Consider the following 13679-nt stretch of genomic DNA (forward strand, 5'->3'; position numbering starts at 1 on the left):
GTTAAATCATTTCACAATTATTGCTGAAATTTCCACTAAATACTTCGGATCAACTAACGTTGCGCCTACTGTGACTCTACATGGTTTATTCCCCTCAAGCATTCCAGAGTATACTTCGTTCATCTTTTCAAAATCGGATACTATGTCCTGCAAATATACATTTACAAACATAATATCCGATTTTGCTGCTCCCATTTGTTCTACCGCAGCGAACAGGTTATTCAATGCAGCTTTTGTCTGTGAAGAAATGTCATTCCCAACTAATTCATCCTCGCTGTCGATTGCCAACTGCCCTGAAACAAATCCAATACTATTATTCATCAATGTTTTAGAATATGGTAGTTCTTTTCCCATCATATCTCCTCACCTCTCATCCATCAAGCATACTCATCCTTCTTCTATTAACGGTTAGTCAGCCATTCAGCAGATTATTTTACATAGATTTTGGCAGTTGCCGCATCAAAATATCCTCTATAGATCTGCTAGATAAGATCTCATCCACTTATCCTGAATTAAAATTCGAACATTCCTTTCTCATATCACCACCTCCTGTATTTTTACTATATTTCCCGCAAATACTTCCGTCAAAATTTCCATCGAACACAGTACTCTAAATTTTTTTCGTATTTTCCCTAAAAAAGAAGCAAGAAGCGCAAAATATTTTTGCGCTTCTTGCTTCTTTTTATTCTCCTAGAACACTAACACAACTCTCATTATGCCTCACGACTACCATTCACTTTTTTAATTCTATATTGCAAATTTTGTCTCTTAATACCTAGCAGTTCAGCCGCTTTAGAAATGTTCCCGCCTGATAATTGTAAAGCGTGCTTTATCATTAATTGTTCTGTTTCACAAAGTGCAGATTTTAAAGATTGTTCCATATTTATTCCACCCTTTGTATTTTCATCCTCAAATTCTATGCGTTCCAAAATATATTGTGGAAGAAATTCTGCTTGAATATAAGTTCCCGATAGAACTATAGGAAACACAGAATCAAGTACATGATTCAATTCATCGTCATTTCCCGGCCAATTGTACTTCTGAATTGCCCTTATGAATGACTCATCAAACCCTTTCACTTTAATAGAATTTTTCTCATTACTTTTCTTAAGACAATAATTACAAATTTCAATAATATCTCCAAGACGTTCTCTTAATGGCGGTATATGCAAAATATACGAAAATCCTTGATAAATAAGCTTAGGCAATAGCTTATTTTCTTCTACCATGGTTATAGGGTTCACAATTGTGGAGTAAATAATACGCACATTTGACATCGTCTTTTTGCTTGCACCCATGCGGTAATAGGTTTGATATTTCATAAACATATAAAGCTTTTTCTGTATTTTCATTGGTAAAACATGAATATTATACAGGATCAGCGTTCCATTTTTCGCTTCGTCTAAAACGCCATGTTCAATCACTTTTTTTTCATTTTTTATTATCTCAAAACCAAATAATAACTTTTCTACAATTTCTAGTGGACATTCTTCTAAATCAATTGTATACACTTGATTTTTAAGTTGCTTTGTTTTCTTTGTTAGCGTATCGATCAACAAATCCTTTTGTGTCCCCATCTCACCATACACACACACATTCTGATTACTAGGTATCTCTTTTGCAAGCTTATACACTCTTAAAACTTTAGTATCTTTTGTCTTAAACTTTCTATCAGGTTTACCTTCATTTATAGAGTCACTATTATTCTGCAACAGTATGCGTTTCGACCAACTACTGGCATATTCAAACTCGTTTACAAATGAAAAAGCACCGATTATTTCTCCATTATCAACCAACGGATAAGTATCTTTAACTACATCACATATTTTTTTATCAATCGTGCTATACTCTTGACGATAAGCAAGCATTGGTTGTTTAGTATCCATAACATGCTTTAGCGTACTGCCATCATCTCCTAAACAATAAACATCTTTCAAATATTTATTAAGTACTCTTCTCTTACTCAATTCATCTAGTTTGGAGTATGCATTATTATATAATACAATTTTTGACTCTTTATCGATTGCAATAATACCTTTTGGTATTGATTCTAAAATCAAATCCCTAACTTGAGTTGAAACATAAGCTTCTCGAAATACTTCTTCAGCTAAAAAAACAAAACAATCATCGAACTTACATCCAAAAACCTGTAGTTCTTCCCCATCATCTCTTTGCAATATCGTTACTTTTCCAACATATTCAGCTAATTCTTGGGAAAAATACTTCCTGATACTATCCACGTCAAGATATTTTAACCCGTAGAAAAACTTATAAAACCTTGGACCGCTTAATTTAATAGCCTTATATGAATCATTAATAATTAATAAATTGTCAAACACATTTGTTCTTTCTTTACTTTTAATTAACGAAAAAAAACTTACCAATTCCTTGCTGTCCATTAGTACCTCCATTTTTGCACTTCGTCCGAGCAAGTGCAAATTTTTTTTGCGGTTTTACATTTTTTTCAATCTGATAATTGAAAATAAAATTTTTTTCTAAGAACATTCTACATGAAAAATGAATAAATCGCATCTCTAGCTTGAATTATAAAAAAAATATTATCGAAAACTGCTCTTTCTGCTTTAAATATACACACAGGATCAAATACATCTTCTAGAAAATACGACCATAAATAAGACAAGAAGAAAAGGAACTTCTTGTAAACAAAATCAACGGACTGACAATGTGAATTGATCGTGCTATCATGCTCAACAGCAAACTATAAACTTGTTGAAATCAAGCCCTCAAAAGATGAGATTGTAATTAAAATGCCTTAGGCAAAATTCATGCAAACAAACAAAGCAATCGACAACCTATTCTTACTTGCTGCTGCCTCTTAATATCAACTGACACAATCAAGTAAGGTCCACCGAACAACCGCACAAATATACCATAATTTCAATGTGCTTCAGCAAAATTTTACAAAAATAGATTTATTAGCATATCTAAATTTGAGTCTTGACAAGCGTGTAAATTACACTCTGTGCAAACTCCTTGAGACATAATTTTTACTGATTCAATAGCCATAAAATTTATCGACGTTCCCGGATAACAACTATTCTGTCCACAAACTTTCATTCCTCATTTCAACTTACCACTTCATTAGTGCTATTGTTCACCGGCATTGATCCGAAACATACCCTCACATGATAGTACGTTAATCTTCAAGATTCATTCTCCCACTTCTGTGAACCCGTGTCGTCAGTCGATTGTCTCATGCAAAATGACATACAAAAAAACACAAAACCAATCGCTTGGTTTTGTGCCTTAAACGATTTCTATCATTTTCATTTCCTAACTCGATTCACCGTTAGAAAAGATCTTATTTACTTTCTTTCATTTTTCACCCACGCGCCATGCTGTTGCACGGTCCATGGAAAGACGTCCCACGGCTCATATGCTTGCTGCATCCACTTTTCTGCTTTCTCTTCAAAACCCGTATTCTTTTCAAACACGACCAAGAGAGTTGGACCAGCACCGCTGATTACGGTTCGTACGGCACCAAGCTCATCCATCTTTTCTCTGATTTCTTCCGCTCCTTTGATTAAAGGAAAGCGGTATGGTTCATGCAATCGATCCTCAAGAGCCATGGCTAATTTGTCCATCTCACCAGAAGCCAAGGCCTGAGTCAAAAGCATCCCCCGCCCCACATTGTAGACCGCCTGCTTGTGTTGCACTTGTTCCGGGATGGCTCCCCTAGATATTTTAGTCGACAATTCAAAGGGAGGTATCAAGGCCATCAGACCAATACTCTCATGAACTGCAATTGGTTGAAGCACAATTTGTGCTTCTGCCATCAAGCTTAAGATACAACCACCCATCAAAGCAGGTGCCACATTGTCGGGGTGGCCTTCCATTTTGGTGGCTAGGCCTACCATCATTTCCATATCCATTTCTTTGCCCGCTTCTTTCGCCGCTTCCTTTGCAATCATCAATCCTGCAACAATGCAGACTGCCGAGCTACCAAGACCACGCGCAATGGGTGGCATGGACAAAAAATCCAAGATCAGTCCTCTGAGAGGCAAACCGATGGTTTCCATCCCCAGCCGATAGGCTCTCAATAAAAGATGATTGTCATTTTTATATTTTTTAGCACATCCGTGAAATGTGACCCCTGCCTCTTGCCATTCTACCGAAATCCGTGCTTCAGCGGAAAGGGCGAGCCCAATACAATCAAAACCGGGACCCAGATTAGCTGTGGTATAAGGAACATTAACCTCAAACATAGCCTTTCCTCCTAACAAGATGCAAAAATAAAGGCAAGCATCTCATCAATCGCGCAGGATTTGCTGTGGATCTCTACGCGTGAAGCAATATCCTTCAAAGAATAAGGGACCGGACAATTTGTCTTCCTCGCCAACTGACTCAATAATTCAAAGTCATGTTCGTCCGATTCACCGAAGATCGCTGTGTAAACTGCGCGAGAGAACTTATAAGGGCTTGCGGTAGAAACCACAACCATAGGACGAAAATCATTAATTTCCCGCTGATAATCCTCCGCTACTTTCCGTGCAACTGCCGTATGAGGATCAATCAACTCATTGCTTTCTTTATAGACACGCGCAATGGTTTGAGCCGTTTCTTCTTCCGTGCAGTATCCACCATAAAAATCGGCGAAGGTTGCTTTCATATCTTCAGTTGCTTCAAAGACACGTTTTTCCTGGAAGGCTTCCATCATCTTTGCAACAACTTCTGGGTCCCGTCCACATGCTTCATACAAAAGACGTTCCAGGTTACTGGAAATCAAGATGTCCATAGAAGGCGAACTAGTGCGGAAAAATTCGCGGTTGCCATCATAAATACCAGTTTTAAAGAAATCGTACAAAATTTTATTTTCATTAGAAGCGCAGATTAGACGACCAATGGGCAAGCCCATTTGCTTGGCATAGAATCCCGCTAGAATATTCCCGAAGTTTCCTGTCGGCACGGCAAAATTCACCTGATCTCCAGTTTGAATCTCGCCCTGATCTACCATCATTCGATAGGCTTGATAATAGTAGGCAATTTGCGGCAACAATCTACCAATGTTAATTGAGTTTGCCGAAGAAAGGCGAATGCCTCTATCTTTTAATGTTCTGCGCACATCGTCATCAACAAAAATTTCTTTCACCCGAGTCTGCACATCGTCAAAGTTTCCGTCAACGCCATAAACGAAGGTATTGTATCCCTTCTGGCTGGTCATCTGACGCTTCTGCACCTCGCTGACACCATCTTTTGGATAGAAGACTACGATGGATGTTCCCTCCGCGTAGGCGAATCCTTCCAATGCCGCTTTACCGGTATCACCCGATGTTGCAGTTAAAATCATGATTTTTTCTTTTGCCATTAACACATCTTCCGACCCCTTCATTAAATGAGGGAGGATCGATAATGCCATATCCTTAAACGCAGCCGTTCTACCATGGAAGAGTTCCAGGTGCTTCATGCTCCCGATTCCACGAAGCGGGGTAATTTCCTCCACCTCGAATCCATGTCCGTAGGCCTTGTGAATCATCTTCCTTAATGTCTCTTCAGAAAACTCCGCTAAAAATGGAGACAATACTTTATATGCTGTTTCTTCATAAGAAAGTCCGGTCCAAGAATCTACATCCAACTTAGGAAATTCTACCGGTACATAGAGACCGCGATCCGGTGCAATACCCTGCAAAATCGCCTCTGCCGCTGTCATCTGAATTGTATTGTTTCGTGTACTTTCATATCGCATGCTCTCGACACCTTTCTTTTTTCATATTTGGGCTTGTATTTTTCTTTCTCTATGTTATAATGTTTTCAAACGAAAAACAAGTGTTTTTTATAGAAATACAATTCTTTTTTTCTTGTCATATTTGACCGAAAGGAGCACACTAGATGAAAATTGGTTTATTGGGACTTGGGACAGTTGGAGCAGGTGCCTATGAAATTATTGAGAATCAAAAAGGAAGATTGCAGGAATTCTATCAAGAGGAACTAACCGTTGAACGGATCTTGGTTCGAAATTTGAATAAAAAGAGACCCGTCGAAGTTCCAGACGGCAAGCTGACATGCGATGCTGATGATATTTTAAACGATCCAAGCATAGACGTCATTCTTTCCGTGATGGGTGGCATGGAACCTGCTAAATCTTATATACTGAAGGCACTTCAAAACGGCAAGCATGTCATTACTTCCAATAAAGCAGTTGTGGCAGCAAATCTTTCCCTCTTTTTAAATGAAGCAAAGAAATCAAATGTCGCCTTTCTATTTGAAGGTGCCGTCGGTGGTGGAATTCCTATTATCAAGCCCCTCAAACAACAGCGACGCTTGAATCAAATTCAAGCTATCGAAGGCATTTTAAATGGAACAACCAATTTCATCCTAACACAAATGATGGAAAACAAGTTAGAATTTGATACCGTTCTTGCAGACGCACAAGCCCGAGGCTATGCCGAGGCTGATCCATCTGCAGATATCGACGGATTTGATGTACAAAGAAAAATTGCAATCCTATCCTCCCTCGCCTACGGACAAGAGATTCCAACGGAAAAAGTGTATACCCGGGGAATTCGATCAATTCGCGGCATAGATACGGATTACTTTCAATCAAAGAACCTTGATGTTAAGCTTGTTGCTTCGTCAGCACAACAGAACGATGCCATTTCCATCTGGGTGGAACCATGTATCGTCGATCCTTCCCATCGCTTCTACGCCATCAAGAACAGCGACAACGTGGTTTCCTTTATCGGTCACCTCTCCGGTCGTCTTGATTTTGTCGGCGCCGGTGCGGGCATGGATCCAACAGCCAACGCAGTCATCAGTGACTTGATGGATATTTTGGACAACCATTACCAAGCAGATATCATTCCATTGGCTCTTGCTGAAAATGTGGGTCCAACCCATGCTTCTCAAGACTACTATTTGCGGGTCGATCTTCTTTCTTGCACAAAATCCGAGCAAGCTCGATTGGCAGAGCAATTACTCAATCTGGGACTTGCCAACAATCAAAAAATCTACCAAGGTATGATTGAAGGAATTGAAGCAAGTGTGATGCGGGCGATCGTTTCTGATGTAGAAAAAGAATGCGGATCCATCTTCTACGCAAGGAGGTTGAAAGGGTAATGAGCCTGATCGTACAAAAATACGGCGGAAGCAGCGTCGGCAATATAAAACGCATCAAATGCGTAGCGGCAAGGATCACAAAAACAGCCGAGCAAGGCAATAAAGTTGTTGTTGCCGTATCAGCAATGGGCGATACCACCGACGAATTGGTCAGTTTGGCTCGCGCCATTCATCCAGACCCCCCTCATCGAGAATTTGACATGCTCTTGTCAACAGGAGAACAGGTCTCCATTTCTCTGTTAGCCATGGCCATTCAGGCACAAGGACACGATGTCATTTCCCTTACTGGGGCTCAATGTGGAATTCAAACGACACAAATTCATAAAAAAGCACGGATCGAATCAGTTCAGACCGAACGATTGAATCAAGAACTTGGCAACAATAAGATTGTCATTGTTGCCGGATTCCAAGGCATTAATGCAGACAATGACATCACCACCCTGGGACGAGGAGGTTCCGATACCACAGCCGTTGCTTTGGCAGCTGCATTGGAAGCCGACAAGTGCGAGATCTACACCGATGTGGACGGCATATATACCGCCGATCCAAGAAAAGTAGAGACAGCGAGGAAACTAGACGCAATCTCCTACGACGAGGTCTTAGAAATGGCCAGTCTCGGCGCGCAAGTGCTTCATCCGCGATCCATCGAGCTCGCGAGAAAATATCAAGTTCCTTTGGTTGTCCGCTCAAGTTTCTCTGACAACCCCGGAACAGAAATCATCGAGGTGAATCAATTGGAAAAAGTATCCGTTCGAGGAATTTCTATCGACGACAATATCGCTAAAATTACAATCGTAGAGGTGCCGGATAAACCCGGTGTTGCCTTTTCACTCTTTTCAAGGTTGGCGCAGAAACACGTTCGCGTCGACACCATTATTCAGAGCGCCCACCGCGATACGGTCAATGATATATCCTTTACTGTCAATGACGAGGACAAGGAGCAAGCCCTTTCCATCACGACGGCTTATGCGGCTGAAATCGGCGCAAATCGGGTTCTTCATGATCCTGATGTATCCAAGCTGTCCGTTGTCGGCACCGGCATTGCCGGTAATACAGATGTTGCTGCAAAACTATTTGGAAGCCTTTCTGATCTTGGAATTAATATTCAAATGATCTCAACTTCAGAAATCAAGATCTCTTGTATCATTTCAAATGTAGACGGTCTAAAAGCCATGCAACACCTACACGATGTCTTTGAACTGGGTTCCTCAAGCCCGGTATAAGAGCAATAACATACACCCAAATCAAAAACCGTGCACAATTCGCACGGTTTTTATTTAGAAAAAAGAAAGTGCCAATCATCGTTCTTCACGAAATTGGCACTTCTTCTCTGTTCATATGATCGAAACTCGTCTATTAAAACCTACTTCTTCACTCGAGTTCGTTATTTATTCAATGCTTCCAATTCTTGCTTTACATACTTGTCGATTATTTTTTGCGCATTCGCAAGTTTCAATTCTTTCTCTTCATTTGTCATAAGATCACTCCTTACCAATTATTTTTAAATTTCAGAAGATAAAGTCATAATAGCATTGTTAATTTATTGACACAAGCGTGAAAATACCCAGTTTCCTTGTTTATAAGAAAAGGAAAACATTTATTTCCCACCATTTACTTCTTATTTCAGCCTTTTACTCACATTTCCTCCCTTTTTCAAGTTAGGATATTAGATTCTTCAACATGTATTGAATGTTCCATTAAATCCTGTACATTTTACCTAAATCAAAAACCGTGCAGATTTCACACGGTCTTGATTTGGAGTTTATAGAGTTAAGATGGAGTTCTTGAGGCTATTTAAGTCCGTAGTAGGCCTCTTTATAAACAGCAGCCAGTTCCTTCACCAACGGTAGTTTTGGATTGGCTGTTGTACACTGATCTTCAAAAGCTTTGTCCGCCAGTAGGTCAACGGTATCCATAAAGATTTTTTCATCGATACCGTAGGCTTGAATAGACGGTTCCAGGCCAACTTCTTTTGACAAAACTTGAATAGCTTCAATCAAGCTTTGTACCCCTTGAGCTGTTGTATTGGCTTTCAAGCCAAGGCTTCTTGCAATTTCTGCGTATTTTTCATCGGCCACAAAGGTGCCGTATTTGGGGAAGCTTGCAAATTTTGTCGGTTTCATTGCATTATATCGGATCACAGCCGGCAATAGGAAGGCATTGGCACGGCCATGAGAGATATGATACTCTCCACCTAACTTATGTGCTAAGGAGTGATTAATGCCCAGAAAAGCATTGGTAAAGGCCATCCCCGCCATACAAGACGCATTATGCATTTTCTCTCTTGCCAATCGGTTTGATCCATTCTCATAAGCCTGCGGCAAGAATTTAAATACCAATTTAATGGCTTGAAGCGCCAAGGCATCGGTATAATCCGTTGCCATCACAGACACATAAGCTTCAATTGCATGGGTCAATACATCCAGTCCCGTATCGGCCGTAACCGTTTTCGGTACCGTCATGACAAAATCAGGGTCAAGAATTGCAACATCCGGTGTCAGCGCGTAATCCGCTAAGGGATACTTCACATTCCTTTTCTTATCGGTAATGACAGCAAAAGCCGTCACTTCAGATCCAGTTCCAGAAGTTGTTGGAATACAGACCAATTTCGCTTTCTTGCCCAATTCCTTCAGCTTGTAGGTTCTCTTTCGAATATCAAAGAATTTTAATCGAAGCCCATTAAAGTCAAGGTTTGGCTGTTCGTAAAACAACCACATGCCCTTGGCTGCATCCATGGCCGATCCGCCACCCAAGGCGATGATCGTATCTGGATTAAATCGCTTCATCATTTCAGCACCCGCCATAACCGTCTCTACAGATGGATCAGGCTCAACGCTATTAAATACTTCGATCATTACCGGAGCATTGCGTCGTGCAAGATGATATCGGAGCTTCTCCACATATCCCAATTCTTCCATCATCCTGTCAGTTACAATAATCACACGACGCACGTTCGGCATTTTTTGAAGATATTGTACGGAACCGAATTCATGATAAATTCGCTCCGGTACTTTAAACCACTGCATATTTGTTCGTCTCATGGCAACCCGCTTCACATTAATTAAGTTGATTGCTGAAACGTTGTCTGTTGTAGAATTGTTTCCCATAGAACCACATCCCAAGGTTAAAGACGGCATATTCGTATTATACAAATCTCCAATGGCCCCTTGGCTTGATGGTGAGTTTACCAATAATCGCCCGGTTCTCAGGGTTTCAGAGAATGCCTGAATCACTTGGTCATCATCGCTATGAATGACTGCCGAGTGGCCAAGTCCGCCAAACTCTGTCATTTCCTTGGCCCGTTGAATGCCTTCTTCTGCACCCTTCACCTTGTAGCAAGCGAGAATAGGGCTTAGTTTTTCTCGAGATAATGGGTACTTTGGACCGACCCCTGCCAATTCAGCAATCAAAATTTTGGTATCTTCCGGTACATCAATCCCTGCTAGTTTTGCAATTTTCGCTGCCGGCTGACCCACAACTGCCGGGCTCATAGACATACGCTTGGCATCGATGGCCACAGCTTCTAGCTTTTTGATCTCGTCTTTCTTCAAAAAGTAGCATCCATGATATTTCATCAAATCTGTTACATACTTATATGCCTTCTCATCAATAATCACCGCTTGTTCCGATGCACAAACCGTTCCATTGTCAAAGGTTTTTGAAAGAATCAAATCGGTAACCGCTTGATCCAGGTTTGCCGATTCATGAATGTAACAAGGCACATTTCCTGCGCCAACTCCTAGAGCCGGTTTTCCAGACGAATAGGCTGCACGTACCATTCCAGGTCCGCCTGTCGCCAGAATTAAAGCAATTCCATCATGCTTCATCAAATAGTTGGACGCCTCAATTGACGGCTTCTCAATCCACTGTATGCAATTTTCAGGTGCACCTGCAGCAATTGCAGCTTCTCGTACAATCCGTGCCGCTTCCGAAGAACACTTCAAGGCCTTGGGATGAAAACTAAATATAATCGGATTTCTTGTTTTCATGGCAATTATCGATTTAAACATCGTCGTAGAAGTTGGATTGGTCACCGGTGTTACACCCGCCAGCACACCAATCGGTTCCGCTACCAGCTTATAGCCCTCTTCCGCGTTTTCTTCGATCACACCAACTGTTTTATTGTATTTGATGCTGTTATAGATATATTCTGTAGCAAAGATATTCTTTGTAATCTTGTCTTCATAAACACCAAGTTCAGTTTCTTCCACAGCCATTTTCGCCAGGGTCATCTGTGCTTCCAATCCGGCCAAAGCCATCTTCTGCACAATCACATCCACTTGTTCTTGATTAAGTTCTAACATCTTCTTTTGGGCTTCATCCGCTTGCTTCACATACTTATTAACCATTTTGGTTACATCTGGACGTTCGATCTTTACCTCTACATTTCCCATATGATCTCTCCTCACAAAAGATTTGTTCGTTTGTTAATTTCTTAACGACAAGTTTATGATAGCATCGTTAATTTATTCACACAACCCTTAAAAATACGACTGTAGGACTTTCTAGAAAAAGGAAAACATTTCTTTCTATGGTTTTACTCCCGTATTCTCTCTTTTTCTCCCTTTTTCATTTTTCATAAAAAAAGAGCCCTCTGAGCAAATGCTCGGAGGGTTCCACTAAATTTATACAATTTTTGTGCCGTGATATTCCTTTGCTTGCAAGCTTTCATGAATCTCTACAAGATTATCTGCTCGCACACCTGCTCCCGGCATGACAATAATCCTGTCTCCTGCATATTCAATCAAGTCCCGCAAATGGGTAAGATGATCGGGCGCCTTCCCCTCTCGTCCACTGGTCAGAATTCGCTTTACACCGATTTCAGTTAAAAAATCGATAGCTTCCTTTTGATCAGGAACCTGGTTAAAAGCCATATGAAAAGTAACTGGAATCGGGTCGGCTAGGGCAACAAATTCCCGAATTCTTTCCCTGTCCAGCTCCCTGTCAGCCTGCAAAAACCCAAAGACAAAAGCATCGGGTTGAAGTTCCTTAAGAACTAGTAAATTCTCCCGCATGCATTGATACTCATCTGGTGTATAAACAAAGTTGCCACCCCGCGGTCTTAGCATGACAGCAACCTTTGCTGAAAGCAATTCTACCGACAGTTTCACGGCTCCGTATGACGGGGTTGTTCCCCCCTCAGCGAGATTCTCGCACAGTTCTACTCGATCAGCCCCCAAGGCGCTTGCTCGCTTGGCTTGCGGGTATCCTTCGACACAGCATTCTTTCAACTTAATTTTCATTTATTCCCCCGCTTTGATCGCCTTGTTGAAAACAAATCCACCGATTAAAAATAGTAAGGCAATACTTAAAACACCGTAGTGTGAATCGCCGGTAATCTGCGTGGTAATTCCAAAGAGAAAGGGGCCAATAATTGCAGCAAACTTACCGAAAATATTATACAATCCAAAAAACTCATTGGATTGTTTTTTGGGAATAATCTTCCCAAAGTAGGATCGAGACAAAGCTTGAATCCCCCCTTGACTGGAAGCCACCAGCATGCCCAAAATCCAGAATTCCGTAATAGAATCCAATTGGAATGCATAAAGGCAGATGAAGAAATAAATTACTATGGCCACTTGAATCATCCGTTTACCAGAATACTTGACTGCCAGTTTCCCATAGAGAAGAGCAAATGGAAAGGCAACGAACTGAGTCGCCAAGAGAATTAACAATAAGTCAGTTGAACCGATTCCAACGTCGGATCCAAAAACAGCCGCCATACGAATAATCGTATCGACCCCGTCTATGTAAAAGAAATACGCCAATAAAAACAAAAATACTTTTTTATTGCCTCTAATATTCTTCAGGGTATGGGCCAGCCGAATCAAACTCTTTTTAACCGGTTGCTTTTCCTGCTCGATATAGTGTTTCTGCTGTACATTTTTAAACATGGGAATACTGAATAATCCCCACCAAAGAGCCGTAATTAAAAAACCCATCCGATAGGTTGTCGGTTCCGCTAATCCCCATCCTTGACCCAGGGCAACAATGGCGATACTAATTATGAATGGAATGGTGGATCCGATATAACCAAAAGCAAAGCCATAAGTCGAGACCTTGTCCATCTTTTCATGAGATGTGGTATCCACAAGAAAGGAATCATAAAAAATATTGGCTCCGGCAAATCCGATAACCGTTAAGATATAAAAGCCCAATAAGATGCCCCAGCTCCCCATAGGAACTGTTGCAAGCATAGCCGTGAAACCAACACCCAACATAGCAAAGAAAGTCCAGAATCGCTTCTTAAAGCCCTTGTAATCGGCAATACTCCCTAGGATCGGTGCTGACACCGAAAGTAACAGGGTCGCAATGGAGTTGGTATAGCCCCAAATTGCAGTGGAATTGCTGGCTGTCATCCCAGCCGCATCCGTCATTGACTTAAAAAATAAAGGTAAGAGTGCAGTTGTAATTGCAATGGAATAAGCAGAATTGGCCCAATCATAGAGAATCCAACTCCGTTCTGTTCTTGTAATCTTCAAATCTGACATGTTTCCCTCCCTTTTCCTGTTTTCTCCATTATAGCAGAAAAATTCGCTTGAAAGAGCAACTAGGAATTTTTTGTAAAATCTATAGAAGTCTCGTATAATGAATTAAGAAGGGAA

At 40.9% G+C, this 13679-nt stretch carries 9 protein-coding genes; 2 read left to right on the forward strand and 7 right to left on the reverse strand.

Annotated elements, in window-relative coordinates:
• Positions 1–6: 6 nt before the first annotated feature.
• From AC25CA_RS13335 to thrC, 4 genes are all read right to left on the reverse strand, one after another.
• Positions 7–357, reverse strand: coding sequence for a RidA family protein (locus AC25CA_RS13335; protein ID WP_486814322.1), 351 nt, complete (start codon positions 355–357; stop codon positions 7–9).
• A 356-nt stretch (positions 358–713) separates the two neighbouring features.
• On the reverse strand, positions 714–2399 hold the full coding sequence (locus tag AC25CA_RS13340; protein WP_486814323.1) for a sigma 54-interacting transcriptional regulator: 1686 nt from the start codon (positions 2397–2399) through the stop codon (positions 714–716).
• A gap of 927 nt (positions 2400–3326) precedes the next feature.
• Positions 3327–4226: a homoserine kinase gene (gene thrB, locus AC25CA_RS13345; RefSeq protein ID WP_486814324.1), complete on the reverse strand. Its 900-nt coding sequence runs from the start codon at positions 4224–4226 to the stop codon at positions 3327–3329.
• A gap of 11 nt (positions 4227–4237) precedes the next feature.
• The gene (gene thrC / locus AC25CA_RS13350; RefSeq protein WP_486814325.1) at positions 4238–5704 is read right to left on the reverse strand and encodes a threonine synthase; all 1467 of its coding nucleotides are present in this window, start codon (positions 5702–5704) and stop codon (positions 4238–4240) included.
• A gap of 143 nt (positions 5705–5847) precedes the next feature.
• On the opposite strand from thrC, the gene AC25CA_RS13355 reads away from it, so the two are divergent.
• Together AC25CA_RS13355 and AC25CA_RS13360 are read left to right on the forward strand one after the other, a co-directional pair.
• Positions 5848–7074: a homoserine dehydrogenase gene (locus AC25CA_RS13355; RefSeq protein WP_486814326.1), complete on the forward strand. Its 1227-nt coding sequence runs from the start codon at positions 5848–5850 to the stop codon at positions 7072–7074.
• Entirely contained in the window at positions 7074–8297 is a 1224-nt protein-coding gene (locus tag AC25CA_RS13360) for an aspartate kinase (protein ID WP_486814327.1), read from the forward strand. Before AC25CA_RS13355 ends, AC25CA_RS13360 begins: the two co-directional genes overlap by 1 nt.
• A 567-nt stretch (positions 8298–8864) precedes the next feature.
• Here the strand turns inward: AC25CA_RS13360 and adhE are convergent.
• From adhE to AC25CA_RS13375, 3 genes are all read right to left on the reverse strand, one after another.
• Positions 8865–11468, reverse strand: a complete 2604-nt coding sequence (gene adhE / locus AC25CA_RS13365; protein ID WP_486814328.1) for a bifunctional acetaldehyde-CoA/alcohol dehydrogenase — start codon at positions 11466–11468, stop codon at positions 8865–8867.
• Between the two features lie 231 nt (positions 11469–11699).
• Entirely contained in the window at positions 11700–12317 is a 618-nt protein-coding gene (locus AC25CA_RS13370) for a copper homeostasis protein CutC (RefSeq protein WP_486814329.1), read from the reverse strand.
• Complete coding sequence (locus AC25CA_RS13375) at positions 12318–13565, reverse strand: MFS transporter (RefSeq protein WP_486814330.1); 1248 nt, start codon at positions 13563–13565, stop codon at positions 12318–12320. It lies immediately after the preceding gene.
• Between the last annotated feature and the right edge of the window lie 114 nt (positions 13566–13679).

The organism is Gottschalkiaceae bacterium SANA (assembly GCA_036323355.1).
Classification (GTDB): domain Bacteria; phylum Bacillota; class Clostridia; order Tissierellales; family GPF-1; genus GPF-1.

What these genes read in the sequence shown, in the direction of transcription:
- AC25CA_RS13335 (WP_486814322.1), bottom strand. Translation starts at nt 357, where the DNA reads ATGATGGGAAAAGAACTACCATATTCTAAAACATTGATGAATAATAGT.
- AC25CA_RS13340 (WP_486814323.1), bottom strand. Translation starts at nt 2,399, where the DNA reads ATGGACAGCAAGGAATTGGTAAGTTTTTTTTCGTTAATTAAAAGTAAA.
- thrB (WP_486814324.1), bottom strand. Translation starts at nt 4,226, where the DNA reads ATGTTTGAGGTTAATGTTCCTTATACCACAGCTAATCTGGGTCCCGGT.
- thrC (WP_486814325.1), bottom strand. Translation starts at nt 5,704, where the DNA reads ATGCGATATGAAAGTACACGAAACAATACAATTCAGATGACAGCGGCA.
- AC25CA_RS13355 (WP_486814326.1), top strand. Translation starts at nt 5,848, where the DNA reads ATGAAAATTGGTTTATTGGGACTTGGGACAGTTGGAGCAGGTGCCTAT.
- AC25CA_RS13360 (WP_486814327.1), top strand. Translation starts at nt 7,074, where the DNA reads ATGAGCCTGATCGTACAAAAATACGGCGGAAGCAGCGTCGGCAATATA.
- adhE (WP_486814328.1), bottom strand. Translation starts at nt 11,468, where the DNA reads ATGGGAAATGTAGAGGTAAAGATCGAACGTCCAGATGTAACCAAAATG.
- AC25CA_RS13370 (WP_486814329.1), bottom strand. Translation starts at nt 12,317, where the DNA reads ATGAAAATTAAGTTGAAAGAATGCTGTGTCGAAGGATACCCGCAAGCC.
- AC25CA_RS13375 (WP_486814330.1), bottom strand. Translation starts at nt 13,565, where the DNA reads ATGTCAGATTTGAAGATTACAAGAACAGAACGGAGTTGGATTCTCTAT.